General features: G+C 48.2%; 24 protein-coding genes, 1 tRNA gene and 2 pseudogenes. 12 read left to right on the top strand and 15 right to left on the bottom strand.

The features are described 5' to 3' along the window. Window positions 1-7 precede the first annotated feature (7 nt). The 10 genes from ribH to HFV01_RS20085 all read right to left on the bottom strand — a co-directional run bounded on the left by ribH (window position 8) and on the right by HFV01_RS20085 (window position 7,510). A complete protein-coding gene (gene ribH / locus HFV01_RS20130) occupies window positions 8-613 on the bottom strand; it encodes a 6,7-dimethyl-8-ribityllumazine synthase (protein WP_006621007.1) in 606 nt (201 codons plus the stop codon). 109 nt (window positions 614-722) lie between these two features. Continuing rightward, window positions 723-914 carry a photosystem II reaction center protein PsbZ gene (gene psbZ / locus HFV01_RS20125; protein ID WP_006617715.1) on the bottom strand — a complete coding sequence of 64 codons (192 nt, stop codon included), beginning with the start codon at window positions 912-914 and terminating at the stop codon, window positions 723-725. A 126-nt stretch (window positions 915-1,040) separates the two neighbouring features. Beyond that, a complete protein-coding gene (gene nblB, locus HFV01_RS20120; protein WP_006670303.1) occupies window positions 1,041-1,703 on the bottom strand; it encodes a phycobilisome degradation protein NblB in 663 nt (220 codons plus the stop codon). Window positions 1,704-1,845: 142 nt separating this feature from the next. Beyond that, on the bottom strand, window positions 1,846-2,319 hold the full coding sequence (locus HFV01_RS20115) for a CBS domain-containing protein (RefSeq protein WP_006670302.1): 474 nt from the start codon (window positions 2,317-2,319) through the stop codon (window positions 1,846-1,848). A 147-nt stretch (window positions 2,320-2,466) separates the two neighbouring features. After that, window positions 2,467-2,913 (bottom strand): hypothetical protein, encoded by a 447-nt coding sequence (locus HFV01_RS20110; protein WP_006621002.1) that lies wholly within the window; start codon window positions 2,911-2,913, stop codon window positions 2,467-2,469. A gap of 173 nt (window positions 2,914-3,086) precedes the next feature. Beyond that, complete coding sequence (locus HFV01_RS20105; protein ID WP_008049154.1) at window positions 3,087-3,881, bottom strand: DUF1822 family protein; 795 nt, start codon at window positions 3,879-3,881, stop codon at window positions 3,087-3,089. 21 nt (window positions 3,882-3,902) lie between these two features. Continuing rightward, window positions 3,903-4,571: a hypothetical protein gene (locus HFV01_RS20100; RefSeq protein ID WP_193520335.1), complete on the bottom strand. Its 669-nt coding sequence runs from the start codon at window positions 4,569-4,571 to the stop codon at window positions 3,903-3,905. A gap of 3 nt (window positions 4,572-4,574) precedes the next feature. Continuing rightward, a complete protein-coding gene (locus tag HFV01_RS20095; RefSeq protein ID WP_006620999.1) occupies window positions 4,575-4,778 on the bottom strand; it encodes a hypothetical protein in 204 nt (67 codons plus the stop codon). Window position 4,779: 1 nt separating this feature from the next. Next, window positions 4,780-5,007 (bottom strand): hypothetical protein, encoded by a 228-nt coding sequence (locus HFV01_RS20090; RefSeq protein ID WP_193520334.1) that lies wholly within the window; start codon window positions 5,005-5,007, stop codon window positions 4,780-4,782. A 2,218-nt stretch (window positions 5,008-7,225) separates the two neighbouring features. Continuing rightward, entirely contained in the window at window positions 7,226-7,510 is a 285-nt protein-coding gene (locus HFV01_RS20085) for a hypothetical protein (protein ID WP_193520333.1), read from the bottom strand. A gap of 342 nt (window positions 7,511-7,852) precedes the next feature. On the opposite strand from HFV01_RS20085, the gene HFV01_RS20080 reads away from it, so the two are divergent. Both HFV01_RS20080 and HFV01_RS20075 read left to right on the top strand, forming a co-directional pair. Continuing rightward, window positions 7,853-8,308, top strand: coding sequence for a hypothetical protein (locus HFV01_RS20080; protein ID WP_006670298.1), 456 nt, complete (start codon window positions 7,853-7,855; stop codon window positions 8,306-8,308). Between the two features lie 122 nt (window positions 8,309-8,430). Further along, window positions 8,431-8,964: a DUF1499 domain-containing protein gene (locus HFV01_RS20075; protein WP_006670297.1), complete on the top strand. Its 534-nt coding sequence runs from the start codon at window positions 8,431-8,433 to the stop codon at window positions 8,962-8,964. A 74-nt stretch (window positions 8,965-9,038) separates the two neighbouring features. Here the strand turns inward: HFV01_RS20075 and psbD are convergent, their stop codons facing one another. Then, window positions 9,039-10,097 (bottom strand): photosystem II D2 protein (photosystem q(a) protein), encoded by a 1,059-nt coding sequence (psbD, locus tag HFV01_RS20070; protein ID WP_006617906.1) that lies wholly within the window; start codon window positions 10,095-10,097, stop codon window positions 9,039-9,041. 341 nt (window positions 10,098-10,438) lie between these two features. On the opposite strand from psbD, the gene HFV01_RS20065 reads away from it, so the two are divergent. The 4 genes from HFV01_RS20065 (at window position 10,439) to HFV01_RS20050 (ending at window position 12,200) form a co-directional block, all read left to right on the top strand. Continuing rightward, window positions 10,439-10,705: a UPF0367 protein family gene (locus tag HFV01_RS20065; protein WP_193520332.1), complete on the top strand. Its 267-nt coding sequence runs from the start codon at window positions 10,439-10,441 to the stop codon at window positions 10,703-10,705. Beyond that, window positions 10,702-11,397, top strand: coding sequence for an energy-coupling factor ABC transporter ATP-binding protein (locus HFV01_RS20060; protein ID WP_006620991.1), 696 nt, complete (start codon window positions 10,702-10,704; stop codon window positions 11,395-11,397). The genes HFV01_RS20065 and HFV01_RS20060 overlap by 4 nt, the downstream gene beginning before the upstream one ends. A 104-nt stretch (window positions 11,398-11,501) precedes the next feature. Next, a complete protein-coding gene (locus HFV01_RS20055; protein WP_006620990.1) occupies window positions 11,502-12,050 on the top strand; it encodes an NYN domain-containing protein in 549 nt (182 codons plus the stop codon). Window positions 12,051-12,128: 78 nt separating this feature from the next. Beyond that, window positions 12,129-12,200: transfer RNA gene (locus HFV01_RS20050), tRNA-Asn, on the top strand. 20 nt (window positions 12,201-12,220) lie between these two features. Here HFV01_RS20050 and HFV01_RS20045 read toward each other — a convergent pair. Further along, window positions 12,221-12,376, bottom strand: coding sequence for a hypothetical protein (locus HFV01_RS20045; RefSeq protein ID WP_006620989.1), 156 nt, complete (start codon window positions 12,374-12,376; stop codon window positions 12,221-12,223). Window positions 12,377-12,392: 16 nt separating this feature from the next. On the opposite strand from HFV01_RS20045, the gene ffh reads away from it, so the two are divergent. From ffh to HFV01_RS20030, 3 genes are all read left to right on the top strand, one after another. Beyond that, on the top strand, window positions 12,393-13,808 hold the full coding sequence (ffh, locus tag HFV01_RS20040) for a signal recognition particle protein (protein ID WP_006620988.1): 1,416 nt from the start codon (window positions 12,393-12,395) through the stop codon (window positions 13,806-13,808). 137 nt (window positions 13,809-13,945) lie between these two features. Then, complete coding sequence (gene rpsP, locus HFV01_RS20035; protein WP_008055729.1) at window positions 13,946-14,239, top strand: 30S ribosomal protein S16; 294 nt, start codon at window positions 13,946-13,948, stop codon at window positions 14,237-14,239. 10 nt (window positions 14,240-14,249) lie between these two features. After that, complete coding sequence (locus HFV01_RS20030; protein ID WP_006620986.1) at window positions 14,250-14,591, top strand: KH domain-containing protein; 342 nt, start codon at window positions 14,250-14,252, stop codon at window positions 14,589-14,591. A 311-nt stretch (window positions 14,592-14,902) separates the two neighbouring features. On the opposite strand, the pseudogene HFV01_RS31020 reads toward HFV01_RS20030, so the two are convergent. Further along, window positions 14,903-15,084: pseudogene (locus HFV01_RS31020) on the bottom strand (hypothetical protein). Here HFV01_RS31020 and HFV01_RS20025 point away from each other — a divergent pair. Next, window positions 15,061-16,014 (top strand): PhoH family protein, encoded by a 954-nt coding sequence (locus tag HFV01_RS20025; protein WP_006620985.1) that lies wholly within the window; start codon window positions 15,061-15,063, stop codon window positions 16,012-16,014. The pseudogene HFV01_RS31020 and the gene HFV01_RS20025 sit on opposite strands and share 24 nt — an antisense overlap. Window positions 16,015-16,051: 37 nt before the next feature. Then, window positions 16,052-16,438, top strand: a complete 387-nt coding sequence (locus tag HFV01_RS20020; RefSeq protein ID WP_006620984.1) for a ChuX/HutX family heme-like substrate-binding protein — start codon at window positions 16,052-16,054, stop codon at window positions 16,436-16,438. A gap of 124 nt (window positions 16,439-16,562) precedes the next feature. Here HFV01_RS20020 and HFV01_RS20015 read toward each other — a convergent pair whose 3' ends face one another. Then, window positions 16,563-17,093 (bottom strand): hypothetical protein, encoded by a 531-nt coding sequence (locus tag HFV01_RS20015; RefSeq protein ID WP_006670677.1) that lies wholly within the window; start codon window positions 17,091-17,093, stop codon window positions 16,563-16,565. A gap of 70 nt (window positions 17,094-17,163) precedes the next feature. Further along, on the bottom strand, window positions 17,164-18,126 hold the full coding sequence (locus tag HFV01_RS20010; RefSeq protein ID WP_006620981.1) for a GDP-mannose 4,6-dehydratase: 963 nt from the start codon (window positions 18,124-18,126) through the stop codon (window positions 17,164-17,166). A gap of 1,896 nt (window positions 18,127-20,022) precedes the next feature. Between HFV01_RS20010 and HFV01_RS20005 the strand changes: the two are divergent. Beyond that, window positions 20,023-20,898, top strand: a pseudogene (locus HFV01_RS20005) (IS630 family transposase). Window positions 20,899-21,017 lie beyond the last annotated feature (119 nt).

Below are 21,017 nucleotides of genomic sequence, written 5' to 3'. Positions count from 1 at the left end.
TACCGTGTTATTGATTAGAGCGATCGCCTGATTCCGTAGACAATTCCGACTGTTCATCGGTATCGACACCGGCGGATAAAACCGGAGTTGATGTCGCACCAATAGTATTAGGCAAATAAGGCCCGGAGCGTCCTTTATGGCGCATTTGTCGCATTAGGCTTGCCATTTCCAGGGCATTCATAGCATAATCCCAGCCCTTGTTGCTTTTAATTCCGGCGCGTTCCAAGGCCTGCTGCATAGAGTCAGTAGTTAAGATACCAAATATCACAGGTACGCCAGTTTGGAAGGCAGAAGCGGCAATTCCCTTAGACACTTCCGCCGCCACATAATCAAAATGGGGAGTATGTCCGCGAATGACCGCACCCAGACAAATAATAGCATCATAGCGACCGCTGAGGGCTAATTGATTAGCAACCATGGGAATTTCAAAACTACCAGGAACCCAAATATAATCAACCTGAGTCCCGTGGGGTTCGGGATTTACCCCATGTCGTTTTAAACAATCTTGACACCCTTCTAGTAGTTTAGTGGTAATCAAATCGTTAAACCGACCAATTACGATCGCCAACTTTACGGACTCAAGCTGAGTAAAAGTACCTTCAAAAACCGTCATAATATAAGTAGTCTAAATTATCTATCGAGGATGTGAGGATAGAGGTTTGGGGCGGAAGATTTCCCCATTCCTCTCACCTCTTCTAAGTTGGTTGTCAATAGCCTAGGGGCTAAACAACCAAGTAGTTAAAAACTCCTACTAAAATCACCAGAACCGCCCACAGGCCAGAACCGATAAAAATGAGGGGCTTAGACTGACTCCAATTTTGAGGAGAAGCATAAGCCACAGGGACTGCGACAATCATGAGGAAGGACACAATCACCAAAGCCGCCAAAAGCACTTGAAACAGAAGTGTTAACATTTTTTTCTCCCAAGCAGAAAGGATAAGCGTAAGTACAAATAACGATAGATTAGCCGAGATCAGCCTTTTCGGCTCGTACTTTATATTTACGCTACCAGAAATTGCACCGTCTGAGAAACCCAGATTTTAGGAATTTTGTGTTGATTGTGCTTCTTGGGCGACTTGGGAAACTTCATCAGTAGCCAATTGTTGCAAAACCTCTTGAACTTCCTCACCCCCCAGGCGAGATAAGGCTTGGGCGATGCGGTGGCGGATCTGCCAATCTGGGTCTGATGCACGAGATATCAATAGGGGTATGGCTTGACGATCGCCCAATTCTCCCAAAGCGCTGATAGCAACGGTTTGGATCAATTCGTTGCCATTAATCAAGCCATCTTGGAGGAGTTCAAAGCCGCGCGGATCTCCCAATTCTCCTAAAGCGGCAATAATGCTCAATTGCACCAACCATTCAGAGGTATTATGGTAAACCTGATGCAGGTCTTCAAAGGCTTCTGTGAGTTTCAAAGCCCCAATGGAATCGGCTGCGGCGGCTTGGACATCAGCTTCTGGGTCATTAAGCAGACAATCGCGCAACAGGGTTAAAGACCGATCGCGATCTTGGTGTCCGAGGCTGGCCATTTGGCTCACTGCTGCATATCGGACTCGGGTATCTCGGTCAGCGATCGCCGTTTGCAGGAGTTGAAAGCCGATATTTTTTTCGAGTTGACGGATTTGGTTAACTGCCCGTAAGCGATCGCCAAGATTTTCCGAACTCAGTTGTTGCATAATGGACTCTGGAGTAATAGTCATTTTGGTTAAACAGTTAAGCAGTTGCTGTCGGTTAAGGTCCGGGGCGACTCTCACCCTAGGGGGAGAACTAACCTTTAAGGACTATTCCCATCTTATTCGGCGATGAGAGAAAACTCACAACAACTGGGGAAACCGATGTGCTTTAGTCGTCATCAGTACCCATAGCCATGACTCGGATAATATCCCCACAGGTCAAAATACCGATTAATTTTTTGGATCCATCCAAAACTGGCAGCCGATGCACTTGTTTTTGGTTCATCAACCGGGCTGCTTCTGACAGAGAGCAATCTGGTTTAATGGTGATCATGGGTCCGTTACTCATCACGTCTCCCACGGTTTGACCTAGGGCTTTATGTAGTTCTTTTTCGTAGCGAGAGGGATTTTCCAGATAAATCACACTGTCGAGAATAGTGATGTAGGCTGGTGGGGTCACGCCACTTTGCTGCCAGATAATATCAGTTTCTGAGATAAAGCCCACCAATTTACCCGTGTTATCCATCACGGGAAGCCCTCCAATTCGGTTCTGGGCTAGTAGGGCGATCGCATCAGCCAGGGGCGCATCAGGACTAATCACAAGGGGATTAGGGGTCATTACATCGGCAACGGTTTTAGCCATGGTATCTGGTTCCGGTTTCACTGTCGGTCTATAGTTCTCATTTTATCAAAATTGGTATACCATGACATATTCCCGACACCCACCCGTTAGGATAGGTGCGGGCTTCTGCTTCTCTACGGGAGAATGACGGGCGACAGCCGTCGGGAGTCAAGGGGAGATCCGAGTATCTGTGGGAATGACTAGCATGATGTTATGGCTGAGAATTTCCAAAGCGATCGCTTCTTCTCCCAGTGTGCGACCCATGCGATAAGAACCCCGCAGCATTGCCCCTAGGTGTTGATCCAAAACCGCAGCCGTCATGTAAGATTTTACCAAAACTATCGGTTCTTTCACCCAAGTTTTGGTGACCGGACTCCACCAATTGCCATGGGAAAAGGTGGCGTTGTGGCCTCCGGCGGGTCGGGTCAGTTCTTCCAGCCAGCCTTTCGCCTGGGAATATTTCTTAGCCGGAATGTGCCAGCGGACGGCGTAGGGTAGGCGGTCTAGGCTGATAGCAGAGGTGAAGATCGCATTTTCTACCAGGGGATATAAGCCGTTTTGGGCGGTGTTGATATGGGGAATCACGTTGGGCAGAATGTTGGCTATATGTTCCATGATTGTGCCTGCAATTCGATAGTTATATTTGGGGAGAACCCCCCTAGATAACTAACTGGGAAATCGTGATTTTTTATGCAGGGGCAGGTTGCACCCTCAACCGCGATCGCCACCAACAAGCCCCAGGAGGCTCCTAGAGCCTTGCCATCCCTTGGGGGTAGGGGGGCTGGTGATTAATCTTCTGCTCCCCGCAATGACTCGAATAACCGCCGCAAAATCGATCGCAGTTCTTGGCGAGACTCATCTTCGGCATTTTCTCGCACTGCCAATTCTCGCGCTGACTCGGCTACAGATTGGGCGATTAACGCTTCTACTTCCTGGGCGGCGGACTCCACTTGTAGGGGTTCCATGGTTTCCAATAATAAGGCTCTTTCCAGTTGGGCGACAACTGCTTGGCGTGCTTCCGCAGACCATTCACCCAAACCCGACCAATAGGACTCTAATTCGGCAAATCGGGACGGGTCGGCGAGGGGTTCGGCGAGTTCCAATAAATCCAACAGTCGATCGCATTCTAACAGGTCTTCGCGATCGATACTCAATTCCGGGTCTTCTATTTCTAGGGTGGGGGTAAATCCGACAATTTTTCCCCAGGTTTGGGGCGGGTTAATTTCTACTGCAATATAGGCTATGCGATCGCTTATTACGGCACCTTCGGGAATCTCCAAACTTTCGGCATTCGCTGGGAGGGGGATACATTCCACAATGCCCAAACTTTCCCCTTCTTCCCAGATTTCCAAATCCCCCCAATCCGTCAAAACCTGGGCGGCGATATTCCAGGCGCTACTGCTGCGGAAATCCGATTGATAATCGAACCTTTTTAGATATCGATGCACCACCCAAACAGCGATCGCTCTTTCCGCAATCTCTGGAAATTGGGAGGGTTCAATGTCACGGGAAACCCTTTGTAAATAATCGGTGATTTGCGGGGGTATCGGAATCAGTTGACCGAATAATTCTTGAGTGTTCATGATGCTTAAATAATCCTCTGGTTAACAGCTTGTTTCAGGGTAAATATCCCCATCATCTAAATCTAGTTCCTGAGATAGGCGATCGCCCATTTTTTTCAACAGGGGACTGATGGTGCGACTCCAAGCAGAGTTGACGACACCCGGCGGGATCTTAAAATGTTCCGCCACCAATTTTAGGGTGTATTTTTCACCGCGAGACACGCAATCATAAATGAACAATAAAGCATCTTGAACCGTAATCGGCGGCGGTGGGGTTTTGCGTACAAAAGAACTCCTTAACTCCCCCGTTGGGTCATTTTCAATTTCTCGGCGAATGCGTTGTAACCGAGGAATATCTACCGACGGCTGCGGTTCATTTTCAATATTGTAAGGTGTTTCCGGGTCTGGTGTGGGGGGATGATCATCGATTAACTGTCTGCGTTTTTTCAGGATGTCTTGATATGCCCATTTGCAGCGAATATTCCAGAGAGTGAAGGGACTAGCAGCGTTGTCAATATCGGGGTCATAAACTTCGCCACCCCGGACATTTCCATGAATTTTGCGATCGATATAATCCCAAGCCGCCGCCGTCGCTTCAATATATATCAAATCATCGCGATATTGTGGCGGTTCTCCCTTCCAAAAACAGTGTTCCGGTGCAGCCATCATCATTCGCATCGCCTCCCGTCGTAGGCGTTTACGTTCTTTCACCGATTAGGTTTTTAGCGATCGGCGCAAAATCTCTTTTACTTCCTTATCGGGACATTTAGAATCTCGTGTCATTGCCAGATTTATCAACTCGGTAGACCTCCTGAGATTATCCCACATTTCCCCCAGTGCGATCGCACTTTCCATAATCTTCTTAATCCCCCCAAAATTTCTCCTAATTAGGGGTTGACTTTGAGGAGGACTTGACATATCATAATAGCATGGGAAAAGGTGGGCGCATATATATGCCTGTGGGGGATAACCCATCGGGTAAACGGCTAATTAAAAACCGGGGTTTAACCGCCGAAATCAAGAAACCCGGTTTCTCAGTAGCCGTAGGGTGCGTCACCTGACGCACCGCATAGTCCTGTTGAAAAAACCGGGGTTTAACCGCCGAAATCAAGAAACCCGGTTTCTCAGTAGCCGTAGGGTGTGTCATCTGACGCACCGCATAGTCCTGTTGAAAACGCGGTTTATCAACCGTTGACGGCGACGGGTTTGGGGGCGGGTTTATTAATATCCTCGTTGGGAGGGAAATTTGACCGCAGAACCCGCCCCTACAATTAATAATTAATAATTATCACCCTCGTAGGGTGCGTCACCTGACGCACCGCATAGTCCTGTTGAAAAAACCGGGGTTTGACCGCCGAAATCAAGAAACCCGGTTTCTCAAAGAAACCGGGTTTCTCAGCCGTGGGAGAGGGAAAATTGACCGTTGACGGCGACGGGTTTGGGGGCGGGTTTATTAATATCCTCGTTGGGAGGGAAATTTGACCGCAGAACCCGCCCCTACAATTAATAATTAATAATTATCACCCTCGTAGGGTGCGTCACCTGACGCACCGCATAGTCCTGTTGAAAAAACCGGGGTTTGACCGCCGAAATCAAGAAACCCGGTTTCTCAGCAACCGTAGGGTGTGTCATCTGACGCACCGCATAGTCCTGTTGAAAACGCGGTTTATCAACCGTTGACGGCGACGGGTTTGGGGGCGGGTTTATTAATATCCTCGTTGGGAGGGAAATTTGACCGCAGAACCCGCCCCTACAATTAATAATTAATAATTATCACCCTCATAGGGTGCGTCACCTGACGCACCGCATGGTCCTGTTGAAAAAACCGGGGTTTGACCGCCGAAATCAAGAAACCCGGTTTCTTTGAGAAACCGGGTTTCTCAGCCGTGGGAGAGGGAAAATTGACCGTTGACGGCGACGGGTTTGGGGGCGGGTTTATTAATATCCTCGTTGGGAGGGAAATTTGACCGCAGAACCCGCCCCTACAATTAATAATTAATAATTATCACCCTCATAGGGTGCGTCACCTGACGCACCGCATAGTCCTGTTGAAAAAACCGGGGTTTGACCGCCGAAATCAAGAAACCCGGTTTCTCAGCAACCGTAGGGTGTGTCATCTGACGCACCGCATAGTCCTGTTGAAAACGCGGTTTATCAACCGTTGACGGCGACGGGTTTGGGGGCGGGTTTATTAATATCCTCGTTGGGAGGGAAATTTGACCGCAGAACCCGCCCCTACAATTAATAATTAATAATTATCACCCTCATAGGGTGCGTCACCTGACGCACCGCATAGTCCTGTTGAAAAAACCGGGGTTTGACCGCCGAAATCAAGAAACCCGGTTTCTCAGCAACCGTAGGGTGTGTCATCTGACGCACCGCATAGTCCTGTTGAAAACGCGGTTTATCAACCGTTGACGGCGACGGGTTTGGGGGCGGGTTTATTAATATCCTCGTTGGGAGGGAAATTTGACCGCAGAACCCGCCCCTACAATTAATAATTAATAATTATCACCCTCGTAGGGTGCGTCACCTGACGCACCGCATAGTCCTGTTGAAAAAACCGGGGTTTGACCGCCGAAATCAAGAAACCCGGTTTCTCAGCAACCGTAGGGTGTGTCATCTGACGCACCGCATAGTCCTGTTGAAAACGCGGTTTATCAACCGTTGACGGCGACGGGTTTGGGGGCGGGTTTATTAATATCCTCGTTGGGAGGGAAATTTGACCGCAGAACCCGCCCCTACAATTAATAATTAATAATTATCACCCTCGTAGGGTGCGTCACCTGACGCACCGCATAGTCCTGTTGAAAAAACCGGGGTTTGACCGCCGAAATCAAGAAACCCGGTTTCTCAAAGAAACCGGGTTTCTCAGCCGTGGGAGAGGGAAAATTGACCGTTGACGGCGACGGGTTTGGGGGCGGGTTTATTAATATCCTCGTTGGGAGGGAAATTTGACCGCAGAACCCGCCCCTACAATTAATAATTAATAATTATCACCCTCGTAGGGTGCGTCACCTGACGCACCGCATAGTCCTGTTGAAAAAACCGGGGTTTGACCGCCGAAATCAAGAAACCCGGTTTCTCAAAGAAACCGGGTTTCTCAGCCGTGGGAGAGGGAAAATTGACCGTTGACGGCGACGGGTTTGGGGGCGGGTTTATTAATATCCTCGTTGGGAGGGAAATTTGACCGCAGAACCCGCCCCTACAATTAATAATTAATAATTATCACCCTCGTAGGGTGCGTCACCTGACGCACCGCATAGCCAAGAATATCGGAGATAAACTCATGGAACCGGAATATCCGCTTTCCCAAATGAAAAGGAGACCCAATCCTTTTGCGGAACCCTTAAAAAAACAAGTCACTATTTCTCTGGGAATTGAGGTGATCGAATATTTTGAGAAGATGGCTCAACAGGAAGGCTTGTCTGAAATGCCACGCCTTTATATACATGGTTTTTCAGGTTCAAGAGTTGCGGCGCAAACAGGGCTAAATATTCCCCGTCTTCCTGTAGTTGAATGACAATCGTGAAATTCTCGACCTGTTCGGACTGTACCCCAGTAATGATGCGATTTCGGTCGGTGTCGCTGTGGTAGTGCCATCGGCGGTTATCCAGAAAACCCGCCACCTGTGCTAAGGTTGTTGCCATCTTCCCAATGCCTCCCAGATATCTTATCTCACTAATTATGCTAACAATGTTCTATCGATTCTGGCAGGGGTTTTTTATGCAGGCTAGAGATGGCGTTGACGGGTGCGGAAATTTTTGGGGATGGGGGCTTGACTTCCGGGGAAATTTGACGTAATATAACACCATGGGAAAGTGTGCCGCCATATATATATTCCGGGCGAGGCAAAAACCGGGTTAATGGTTGGTTTCTAGTTTTCGGTCAGGGAGTCATAGGGCGAGGTTTGTCGCTACGGGAAAGGTTTTCAGCGCGCCAGGCACAGATTCTCATAAAAGGGTTTCATTTTCACGGTAACTCTAAACTCTATGAAAAACCTGTCTATTTCCTCTTGGTCTTCAAGTTTACTGGCGAGTCTCACGGCTTGTACATTAGCACTGGCAACAGGTCCGCTACAAGCGCAACAGGTCATGTATCAACCCATTTCCATCGTTCCGGGTGAGGTGGTAGAGGACATCCTCTCGGAACGAGATATTCCCATAGGAGATGGCGGCTTTTTACGGGATTATCGCGTCCGTCTCCCAAGCAATGAACAAGTGATGATTGAGCTGATGTCGGATGAATTTGATACTGTGGTGGTGTTGTTATCGGATGATGGTATAGCGATCGCAGAAAATGACGACGGCCCGGACGGGACAACCAACTCTCTCCTGTTTGCTCGCATTATGGAGGGAGGGGATTATATTGTGAGAGTTCGCGCCTTTGGGGAAAGAAGAGGCGGAAATTTTCGCCTAAAAGTGACTCGGTTAGTTCCGGCAGGATGAGGTTGAAACTCCCGGCTTCTATGATTACCTATTCCTCCCCCGTCGCGCTACAGGGCGATCGCCTCCTGGGATAGAATCGGGGAAGTATCGATATCAATCAATTGAACGGGAGAGTTATATATATGCAGATTTCGCCCCTAAGATTCTTGCACAAGAAATTACTACCGATGGCGATCGCCTTATGGTTGGGACTGGTTGGATATTTTGGGGGGGAAACCGTCGCGGTGGCTGCGCCTACCCATCCCAGCGTCCTAGGGAGTCTGTTTTCCTTCTCAGGAAAGCGACCGGATAACCTAGGAGTACACGACGGCTATCTTTCCGATTGTCCTGCTTCCCCTAACTGCGTTTCCACCCAAAGCCAGGACGGGGTTCACTATATCGAACCTTTCACCTATTCCACCTCTGGGGAGGAGGCATTCGCTCAAATCAAACAAGTGGTGGAGAGTATGGATAACGCCAAAATCGTGACGGCGGATGACCATTATCTTAATGCCGAATTTACCTCGGCGATTATGGGCTTTGTGGATGATGTAGAATTTTATTTGGATGATGAGGCGGGGGTGATTCAAGTGCGATCGGCATCCCGACTCGGAGAGTCAGATTTGGGAGTTAATCGCGATCGGATCGAAACCATCAGAAGCCTTTTGAACCCATAAAATCAAAATCAAACCAAAACCCCCAATCCGTTGAGGAAAGGGGGTTAATTGGTGGTTATGTGAGTAGTCCCAGATTACAGAGCGTTACCGCGAGGTAGAACTTCTTCGGGGAATACAAAGTTTTGGTGAGGTTGATCGGCTGGAGCCATCCAAGCGCGAATACCTTCGTTAAGTAGAATGTTCTTAGTATAGAAGGTTTCAAACTCAGGATCTTCTGCCGCGCGCAATTCTTGTGACACGAAGTCATAAGCACGCAGGTTCAAAGCTAGACCTACTACACCGATGGAACACATCCACAGCCCTGTTACAGGAACAAACAGCATGAAGAAGTGTAACCAGCGTTTGTTGGAAAAAGCAATACCGAAAATCTGGGACCAGAAGCGGTTAGCTGTCACCATGGAGTAGGTTTCTTCGGCTTGGGTGGGTTCAAAAGCACGGAAGGTGTTAGATCCTTCTCCGTCTTCAAACAGGGTGTTTTCTACTGTAGCACCGTGAATAGCACAGAGTAGCGCACCACCCAGGATGCCGGCAACTCCCATCATGTGGAAGGGGTTGAGCGTCCAGTTGTGGAATCCTTGGAAGAATAGGATAAACCGGAAGATGCCTGCTACACCAAAGCTGGGAGCAAAGAACCATCCAGATTGACCCAAGGGGTACATTAAGAATACGCTCACGAACACGGCAATAGGACCGGTGAAAGCGATCGCATTATAAGGACGAATGCCAACTAAGCGGGCGATTTCTAACTGACGCAGGCAGAACCCAATTAGCGCGAAAGCTCCGTGTAGAGCTACAAAAGCCCATAAACCCCCTAATTGACACCAGCGGGTAAAGTCCCACTGAGCTTCGGGACCCCACAGGAACAGCAGGGAGTGACCCAAACTGTTGGCGGGGGTGCTGACTGCAGCGGTCAGGAAGTTGCAGCCTTCGAGGTAGGAACTGGCGAGTCCGTGAGTGTACCAAGAGGTAACAAAGGTAGTTCCGGTGAGCCATCCGCCGATAGATAGATAGGCACAGGGGAAAAGCAGGATACCAGACCATCCTACGAATACAAAGCGATCACGCTTCAGCCAGTCATCGAGGACATCAAACCATCCTCTGGTGACTTGAGGGCGTTCGACTGCTATTGTCATAAACCCAAATCTCCGAATAAATTATGATTTCCAGTAAATCAGCCAACTGCACTCTATTTTAAAATCTAGCTTCCCGTTCTTAACAGAAAGTTAGGGATATGATCGATGCCGTTAACTTTTCTTTACCTATCTTAACAGTATAAACATAAATTCTCAGATTGGCAAGTCTCAGAATAAAATTAATCGCGAGGGTCCTAGTGGGGGTCAGCCGGAAGCCCCAGAAGTGATGCGATCGCCTCAGAGATTGGGATTTAAGGGCTGCGATGTTAACCAGACAGTGCCGATATCTGACATACTGGTGAGAGTCGGTGTTAAACTTAACCTTTTTTTAAGACTTTTCTATGTTCACCATTGACATCATCGTGAAATATGTCCCGGTTCCCCTATCGGTACAAAGAAAGACCCAAGAGGACGCTATGGGGGTCTATAACCAGGTACTAGACATGATGCGTTCGGACCATGGGCAACTGTTGGAGTTAACCTGCGAGAAAATGACCGATAAAAAAGTAGCTGTCCTCAGCAGCGAAATTTCGGCTGTGCAGATTTCCGAAAAATCTGGGACCACAGCTACAGGTAGATCTCCGGGATTTGTAGCCTTAACACAATGAGCCAATCTGCCCAACCCCAAACACCCCTACCGGCTATTGAAGTCAAAAACCTGAACTTTCAATGGTCGGGAGGTGCTAGAGTCCTGACTTCTTGTTCCCTAGCCGTCCCCGCCGGGGAATTTTGGATGTTACTTGGTACGAATGGCAGCGGGAAATCAACTCTGTTGCGGCTACTAACTGGACTGCTGGAGTCCCAGTCCGGTGAGATTAACATTAAGGGACGGGTGGGGTTTGTCTTCCAAAATCCTGATCACCAATTGGTTATGCCTACTGTGGGGGCAGATGTGGCCTTTGGTTTGGTGGAAGATCGCCTCCCCCTAGTGGAAGTTAGGCGACGGGTTGAGGATGCTTTGGCGGCGGTGAAATTGCTGGAATTGCAGCGCCGCCCTATTTATGCCCTCAGCGGAGGACAAAAACAACGGATTGCGATCGCCGGTGCGATCGCTAGACATTGTGAAGTCCTACTTTTCGATGAACCCACCGCCCTACTAGACCCAGACAGTCAGCGAGACCTGGTTATTCAAGTTCGCCATTTAGTCAAAAATCGCGGCATTACCGCCCTCTGGGTGACACACCGCCTCGATGAACTTGACTACAGCGATGGTGCTTTTTTGTTGGAAAACGGCCGTGTGGTGGCTCAGGGAAACCCTGAACCCCTGAAACGGCGATTGATGCAAAATCATCAAACCTAGATTTTGGACCTTGATTTTTTCATCCTACCTAACGAAAAAAATGCCATTATTGAAACTAAGCAAAAATTGTCCACTGTTCAATATGAGCTTTGCAGTAATAAATCATGTCACGCCCTTTAACCAATGCCGTCCTGTTTGTAGACGGTTATAACATCATCGGAATCTGGCCCCGTTTACAACAAAAGCGCGACGGGGAAAGCATGGAGTCAGCCCGGCGACATCTGATCGAAACTCTGATTAACTACAGTGCTTTTGAAGGTCTCGATGCTCGCATTGTCTTCGATGCTCACTATCAGAATACTCCCGGTGTCAGTGAAAAGATCAGTCGTAATCTGTTGATTCACTATACAGGTTATGGTCAAACTGCTGACACTTATATAGAAAAAATGTGTGCCTCCCTGTGTCATAAGTTGCGACTATCACGGCGACGGTTGCTGGTGGCTACCTCAGACCGCGCACAACAGTTAACTGTGATGGGCTACGGTGCAGAATGGATGTCTGCAATGCAGTTATCCGAAGCGGTTGAGGCTTCTAATCGACAGCGCCAACGTCGCCACCAAACTCCTAAGCGATCGAGGAGTCGCTTTCTTGACAGTTCCCTAGATCCTGAGTCTCAAAGGCGTTTGGATCAGTTACGGATGGGGCTAAAATAAATTTGAGCAAAATGCTTGACAAAATTTTACCACTGGGTTACTATAGTTAACTGTGGCTAAGACAACCACAACCCACTTTCCTCGGTAGCTCAGTGGTAGAGCGGTCGGCTGTTAACCGATTGGTCGTAGGTTCGAATCCTACCCGGGGAGTTTTTGCCAAAAATACGGCATTAAATGCGATCGCCCGCCATAGCCTTAACCGGATATCCTGCCCAATTACTCGCCTGATTGGAGGTGCGTTCGGGGAGGGAGACATTTTTCGTTAGGTTGCTGTGGTAAAATGCGATCGCCCCATGGCCAAAATTATAGCAGCCAGAACCTTTCACTAAAGCATTATTATTTATGTTCGATGCCCTTTCTGAACGTTTAGAGTCCGCCTGGAAAAAACTCCGGGGTCAGGACAAAATTACAGAATCCAATATCCAGGAAGCTCTGAAAGAAGTTCGTCGCGCCCTATTGGAAGCCGACGTTAACCTGATGGTAGTTAAAGATTTTATCAAAGAGGTTGGCGTTCAAGCCCAGGGTTCGCAAGTAGTATCCGGCGTGAAACCCGGTCAACAGTTTATCAAAATTGTTCACGATGAGTTAGTGAAAGTCATGGGGGAAAGCAATGTTCCCCTGGCTGAAGCCCAACAACCACCAACCATCGTGTTAATGGCAGGTTTGCAGGGTACTGGTAAAACCACAGCTTCCGCTAAGTTAGCCTTGCACCTACAAAAAGAGAATCGCAGCAGCCTGTTAGTAGCTACGGACGTTTACCGACCAGCAGCTATTGACCAGTTAATGACTCTGGGGAAACAGATAAATGTTCCCGTATTCGAGTTAGGGAAAGATGCCGACCCGGTAGAAATTGCTCGCCAGGGTATTGAGTACGGCAAAGCCCAGGGTATTGATACAATTATCATTGATACGGCTGGTCGGTTACAAATTGACCAGAATATGATGGCGGAACTGGCTCAAATAAAGGAGACGGTTCAACCTCACGAGACCTTGTTAGTAGTTGATGCCATGACGGGTCAGGAAGCAGCTACCCTGACTCAGACCTTTAATGACCGAATTGGCATTACTGGTGCTATCCTCACTAAAATGGACGGGGATAGTCGCGGCGGCGCGGCTCTGTCAATTCGGCGAGTTTCCGGCGCTCCGATTAAGTTTGTCGGGGTCGGGGAAAAGGTAGAAGCCCTACAACCTTTTTACCCGGAACGTATGGCATCCAGAATTTTGGGTATGGGTGACATCCTCACATTGGTGGAAAAGGCTCAGGAAGAGTTTGATATCGCCGATGCTGAGAAGATGCAGGAGAAGATTTTAGAGGCTAAGTTTGACTTCACGGATTTTCTCAAGCAGACCCGGTTGATGAAAAATATGGGGTCTTTGGGGGGGTTGGTTAAACTCATTCCCGGGATGAATAAAATCTCTCAGGAGCAGTTGGACGCGGGGGAAAGCCAGCTTAAACGCTCGGAGGCTATGATTAATTCTATGACCATTGAGGAGCGGAAGAATCCTGAGTTGCTGTCAAATTCGCCCTCAAGACGTAAGCGGGTGGCTAAAGGGGCTGGATATGCGGAAAAGGATGTGATGCGTTTGGTGAGCGATTTTCAGCGGATGCGGAGCTTGATGCAACAAATGGGTAAGGGTCAGTTTCCGGGTATGGGAATGCCGGGTATGGGAATGCCGGGTATGGGAATGCCGGGTATGGCTGGCGGCAAGAAGAAGAAAAAGAAAGCCAAAAAGAAAAAGGGTTTCGGTCAGCTTTAACTGTGGGAGTTGACTTTTGTCGGGTTCTGGGAATGCTATAATACTAAGTTACCCCATTGAGAGGCGGATTTGCTGGTCAGTCTGTCCTAGACTGCTACAATAGCTTAAAATTCATAAGGAGAGTTGATTAAAACCAAATGATCAAACTGAGATTGAAACGTTACGGTAAGAAACGAGAAGCTAGTTATCGGATTGTGGCGATGGATAGTCTGTCGCGTCGTGAAGGTCGTCCTCTGGAAGAGTTGGGTTTTTATAACCCCAGAACGGATGAAACTAGATTGGATACCCCGGCTATTATTCGACGGCTGAAACAAGGGGCTCAACCTACTAGAACTGTGCGTAACATCCTGCAAAAAGCCAATGTATTTGAACAACTCAAGTCCGGAGTCATCGCTGAACCCAGTATCCCAGAACCTGTCAGCCAATCCTAATTATGGGGAGTTGGCACGATTCTTAATTAGCCCGTTTTTGGGGTCGCCAGAGGCGCTGCGGGTTGATTGTGAGCGATCGCCAGCTCACCGCAAAATTTGGGTGAGATTGGCTTTTGAGGCGGAAGATAAGGGCCGTGTTTATGGTCGTTCGGGACATAATATCCAGGCGATTCGTAATGTTCTATCTGCGATCGCTAGAGTGGCGGGGGAATCGGTGTATTTAGATATTTACGAAGACAGTCCTACCCCAGGTCGTCCGCCTCGGGCTTCAGCAAACCGTCCGTCTCCGAAACGTACCAGCCGCCCAACTCGTCCATCTACCCCTAGGGGACCAATTCATAGAGACGGATAGTTTTCTGTTGCTAAGGAAAGCGACGCAAGGAACGCCTGTCTGTCGCTTTCCTGATTGATTGTCCTGTATTTGTCTGGTGTATAGATGATGTTTGGTCAGCACCCCCGGCTGAAGCACAGGGGCTTCGTGCCCCCCTTTCAGGTAGCTGACCAGCTATAGCCTTAACTGGCTACGTTCAGAGCAAGAGTTAAAGTTCCTACCCTGGAATGCGTGCTAGTTCCAGGCCCTAGAACCGAATCGTTAAACATCTCTAAGGGGTTAAGGACGTGCGATTTGGATAGTACCGACTCTGAACATTGGCGAAGCAAACATTACCCCGCAAGGGAGTCGGAGCCAACCATAGCTCCATGGAGGGGCAACCATACCCCTCCACCCCGCAAGGGGGTGCTGGCGGCTAAAGCTGCTTGAGTCGGTTTTCCTCTCCGCGATAAATCACGGAGCTTCCAACCCTCCCAGGAGTTTTACGTGAATGACTGAGCGACTGACGATTCAGTTACCTACTATCGAAAGTGCGATCGCTTTAGGGGGTTATCAAGAAGATAATCTCAAAACCCTGTCTAAACAAACTGGAACTCAGATAGTTTTGCGGGGTCAAGATTTGCTGATTAGTGGTACGACTAAACAGGTAGAATTGTGCCGAGTTTTGATAGAATCCCTCAAACCTTTTTGGGAAAATGGTAAAACTATCACAGACCCCGATATTCTAACCGCACGTCATGCTATTAATACCCACCAAGAAGCTAATCTGCGGGAACTTCAGCAGGATGTTTTAGCGAGAACTCGCCGAGGTCAGGATATACGCGCTAAAACTTTCCGTCAGCGACAATATATCCAAGCTATCCGCACCCATGATTTAACTTTTTGCATTGGACCAGCGGGAACTGGTAAAACTTATCTAGCAGCAATTATCGCGCTTCAGGCGTTACTTTCTGACCAATACGAAAGGTTAATTCTTACCCGTCCAGCGGTGGAAGCGGGGGAACGTCTAGGCTTCCTTCCGGGAGATTTGCAGCAAAAGGTTAATCCCTATTTGCGACCTCTTTATGATGCGATTTATGAGTTGGTAGACCCAGAAAAAGCAGCTAATTTGATGGAAAGGGGAGTGATTGAAGTTGCGCCTATTGCTTATATGCGGGGACGCACTCTCAATAATTCCTTTATCATCCTTGATGAGGCGCAAAATACGACTCCCGGACAAATGAAAATGGTGCTGACTCGTTTAGGGTCGCGATCGCGCATGGTGGTAACGGGTGATATTACCCAGACGGATCTACCACTAAATCAATCTTCGGGGTTGACAGTTGCCCTCAAGATTCTGCAAAATATTGAAGGGATAGCTTTCTGTGAGTTTTCTCAGGCGGATGTGGTGCGGAATCCTCTGGTTCAGCGCATTGTCGCCGCCTATGAACGACATGAAAAATAAATGACTATTACTGGATAGGTAATAGCTGAGAATAACTATGGCTGATTTAAAAGAGTTGTTAGAGTCTTGCGAAAGTTTGGGAACTTTGCGCTTAATTGTGACCAGTAGTGCTGCTGTTCTGGAAGTTAAGGGGAAAATTCAAAAGCTATTTTATGCAGAACTTCCGAAAGGAATGTATGCTAATATGCACAGCGATTTGTTTGAATTCCACCTAAATATTGACCAAATTAAAGCGGTTAAATTTGAGACGGGAGAAGCGAAGCGCGGGAATTTTACTACCTATGCGATTCGGTTTTTAGATGCTGAAAATCAACCAGCTTTAAGTGCTTTTTTACAATGGGGAAAACCCGGAGAATATGAACCAGGACAGGTAGAAGCCTGGGAGGGTTTGCGCGCCCAATATGGCGACCACATACAATTCTAATTCTCCTGGGTTGGTGGGTTGAAAGGAAGTGGAACCCAACATAGGTTGATGTGGGTGGGGTTAATCAACCAACTGTCCGGGTTCCTAGGGGTTTCCCAGCGGCGGGATGACCATATAGCTGCGGTTATGGGTTAACTTCGTATTTGGCTAAGTCGGCTTTTACCTGTTCCAAAAATTGACGCGATCGCTCTAAATCCGCCCTAGCACGTTCCAGCTTTTCAGATGATATCACAGTTGGGGATTCGGAAACTTGAGCCGATTCAGGAGTTTGGAATCGTACCTGTCCGATAGTAACAATACTATCATCCCGCAAAATAGCCTGTACAGTGAGTTCATTTTCCCCAGAAAATTCCCCCAAATCAATAATTTCTTTAAAGCCACTAATACTGGCGCTTGGTGCGTCGGGGTAAACCTTGGCGACATCAGGACGAGAATCACTAACGGAAATAGTTTTAACAATCTTTTCCCCCTGTAGGATTTCCACAGCAATAGCGGGTAAAGTTTTACCCAATACCCAACCGGAAAATTCAATTTCCGCAGAGTTAAGTTTAGCTTCGGCTTGGGGTCTATCAATCTTAAAATCCAGCAGGGACTCACAGTCCTCTTTAGGGACTAAGACAACTTCCAGAATGTGAACTTCTTTGTTTTTAGCCATTAGTAAATAATTAATCAAAAATCAGAGTTGTCAGCATAGACTATGATATTATATCATATCTATGTAGGTATTATGGCGATCGCTCCTGTTGCGCTTGCACCATCATTTTGACTATATCAGGCATTTTAACCTGAGCCTCCCATCCTAACTTATGTTTAGCCTTAGCGGGGGAGGCGCGACCGACAGCGATATCTGTAGGACGGTAGAGGCTTTGGTCAGTTTCGACAAAATCTTCCCAGTTTAGACCGACACAATCAAAAGCAGTTTTGACAAAATCCTCAAGAGAGTAAGTTTCCCCGGTAGCGATCGCATAATCATCAGCTTGTGGCTGCTGAAGCATCAAATACATGGCCTCGACATACTCAGGAGCCCAACCCCAATCTCGCTGCACGGAGATTCTACCCAAATATAGTTTATCCTGATTTCCAGAGGCGATCGCACAGGCTCCATGAATAATTTTCTGAGTCACAAACCGGGAGGGTCTCAGGGGGGACTCATGGTTAAATAGTATTCCAGAACAAGCAAATAAACCATAGGCTTCGCGATAGTTAGCGACTTCCCAAAAGGCGGCGGACTTAGCGACCGCGTAGGGACTGCGAGGACGAAAGGGGGTATTTTCATCCGCAGGTTCGCCGTAGGTATCACCAAAACACTCACTAGACCCAGCATTATAGAGTTTAATAGGTGCGCCAGTAAATCGGATCGCTTCTAAGAGGTTGAGGGTTCCCCCAGCGATACTATCGAGGGTTTCCACAGGTTGGTCAAAGGATAGACCCACGGAACTCTGACCCGCCAAGTTATAGACTTCCTGTGGTTCAACCTGGGTCAAAACTTGAAGAACACTACGAAAGTCGGTGAGAGACATGGAATATAATTTCACTCGGTCATAAATTCCCAACCTTTTCAAGTTCCGAAATGATGACATCTGTGCATCACGGGAAGTACCATATACCGCATAACCTTGATCTAACAGCAGTGATGCTAAATAGGCTCCATCCTGTCCAGATATTCCACAAATTAGCGCTTTTTTCATATACCGGGGTGGTTCAGACTACCAAATACAGATAATAACCGAATCATCATTCTAGTCCGTAGGGTGCGTCAGAGGGATAACCTATCGGGTCAACGGCCAATTTGGTTCATCTGACGCACCACCCCCATATCGTGGTCAAGAAACCCGGTTTCTTTGAGAAACCGGGTTTCTCAGGGGAAACGGTGGGGCGGGTTTACCACAACCTGGGTGGGGAATTGAGAATTGACGGCCGAGGCGCGCCCCTACAATTAATAATTAATAATTATCACCCTCGTAGGGTGCGTCAGAGGGATAACCTATCGGGTCAACGGCCAATTTGGTTCATCTGACGCACCACCCATATCGTGGTCAAGAAACCCGGTTTCTTTGAGAAACCGGGTTTCTCAGGGGAAACGGTGGGGCGGGTTTACCACAACCTGGGTGGGGAATTGAGAATTGACGGCCGAGGCGCGCCCCTACAATTAATAATTAATAATTAATAATTATCACCCTCGTAGGGTGCGTCAGAGGGATAACCTATCGGGTCAACGGCCAATTTGGTTCATCTGACGCACCACCCATATCGTGGTCAAGAAACCCGGTTTCTTTGAGAAACCGGGTTTCTCAGGGGAAACGATGGGGCGGGTTTACCACAACCTGGGTGGGGAATTGAGAATTGACGGCCGAGGCGCGCCCCTACAATTAATAATTAATAATTATCACCCTCGTAGGGTGCGTCAGAGGGATAACCTATCGGGTCAACGGCCAATTTGGTTCATCTGACGCACCACCCATATCGTGGTCAAGAAACCCGGTTTCTTTGAGAAACCGGGTTTCTCAGGGGAAACGGTGGGGCGGGTTTACCACAACCTGGGTGGGGAATTGAGAATTGACGGCCGAGGCGCGCCCCTACAATTAATAATTAATAATTAATAATTATCACCCTCGTAGGGTGCGTCAGAGGGATAACCTATCGGGTCAACGGCCAATTTGGTTCATCTGACGCACCACCCATATCGTGGTCAAGAAACCCGGTTTCTTTAGAGAAACCGGGTTTCTCAGGGGAAACGGTGGGGCGGGTTTACCACAACCTGGGTGGGGATTGAGAATTGACGGCGAGGCGCGCCCCTACAATTAATAATTAATAATTATCACCCTCGTAGGGTGCGTCAGAGGGATAACCTATCGGGTCAACGGCCAATTTGGTTCATCTGACGCACCACCCATATCGTGGTCAAGAAACCCGGTTTCTTTGAGAAACCGGGTTTCTCAGGGGAAACGGTGGGGCGGGTTTACCACAACCTGGGTGGGGAATTGAGAATTGACGGCCGAGGCGCGCCCCTACAATTAATAATTAATAATTAATAATTATCACCCTCGTAGGGTGCGTCAGAGGGATAACCTATCGGGTCAACGGCCAATTTGGTTCATCTGACGCACCACCCATATCGTGGTCAAGAAACCCGGTTTCTTTGAGAAACCGGGTTTCTCAGGGGAAACGGTGGGGCGGGTTTACCACAACCTGGGTGGGGAATTGAGAATTGACGGCCGAGGCGCGCCCCTACAATTAATAATTAATAATTATCACCCTCGTAGGGTGCGTCAGAGGGATAACCTATCGGGTCAACGGCCAATTTGGTTCATCTGACGCACCACCCATATCGTGGTCAAGAAACCCGGTTTCTTTGAGAAACCGGGTTTCTCAGGGGAAACGGTGGGGCGGGTTTACCAAAACCTGGGTGGGGAATTGATAATTGACGGCTGAGGCGCGCCCCTACAATGAATAATTAATAATTAATAATTATAGCACAAGACAGAAAAGTTAGGACGTATAATGGCAAGGATATCTACATATAGCACAAGACAGAACACTTAGGACGTATAATGGAGAGGACGAGATGACTAAGAAGACCCAAAATGCCAGCCCCCTATAGTTACGACCTCAGACAAAAAGTTATTGATGCCATTGAACTAGACGGTATGCCCAAAACAGAAGCCAGTCAAGTTTTCCATGTCAGCCGGAACACCATTAATCTCTGGCTGCAAAGAAAAGCACAGACCGGAGACTTCCTCCCTAAACCTCATCACCGACCTGGCAATAACCACAAAATTACCGACTGGCAAAAATTCAAGGCTTTTGCCCAAGAGCATGGCGACAAAACAGCAGCTCAAATGGCTGAACTTTGGGATGACGACATCTCTCCTCGCACCATATCCAGAGCCTTGAAGAAAATTGGCTGCACCAGAAAAAAACTTACGGCTACCAAGAACGTTGGAAGCAACAGCGAGAGGAGTTTATGGCTCAGATTGAACAGATGGAGCCACAAGAAGTGGTCTACCTCGATGAAGCCGGCATGAATAGTCAGGACTCGGATTACCCTTATGGTTACTGCGAGGAAGGAAAACGCTTCCATGCACTCAAATCAGGGAAGAGGCAGGGCAGGGTAAGTATGATAGCCGCATGGTGTCATCAACAACTCTTAGCTCCCTTTAGCTTTGAGGGTTGTTGTAATCGGACAGTGTTTGAGTTGTGGTTGGAGTTCATCTTAATTCCAACATTGAAGCCAGGTCAGACTCTAGTATTGGACAATGCAACGTTTCATAAAGGGGGACGGATTGCTGAACTGGTGGAGGCAGCTCAATGCCGTTTACTCTATCTTTCGCCTTATTCGCCAGACCTCAACAAGATAGAGAAATGTTGGTCGTGGCTGAAAGCCCGTATTCGCCACTGCACGTGAGCAGTTTGATTCTCTCCATGATGCCATGGATTCCGTTCTCCAAGCTGCGTCCTAACCACCTTGACTAATGCTATACGTCCTAACTTTTCTGTCTTGTGCTATAGCTCTGAACAAAGAAGGACAAAGCAGCGGTTGGTATCGCTGTGCCACTGACAATGTGGGCATCCACACCAG

The organism is Limnospira fusiformis SAG 85.79, from assembly GCF_012516315.1.
Taxonomy (GTDB): domain Bacteria; phylum Cyanobacteriota; class Cyanobacteriia; order Cyanobacteriales; family Microcoleaceae; genus Limnospira; species Limnospira fusiformis.
Note: the sequence above shows the minus strand (reverse complement) of the source record. Positions and strands in the feature narration are given on the sequence as shown.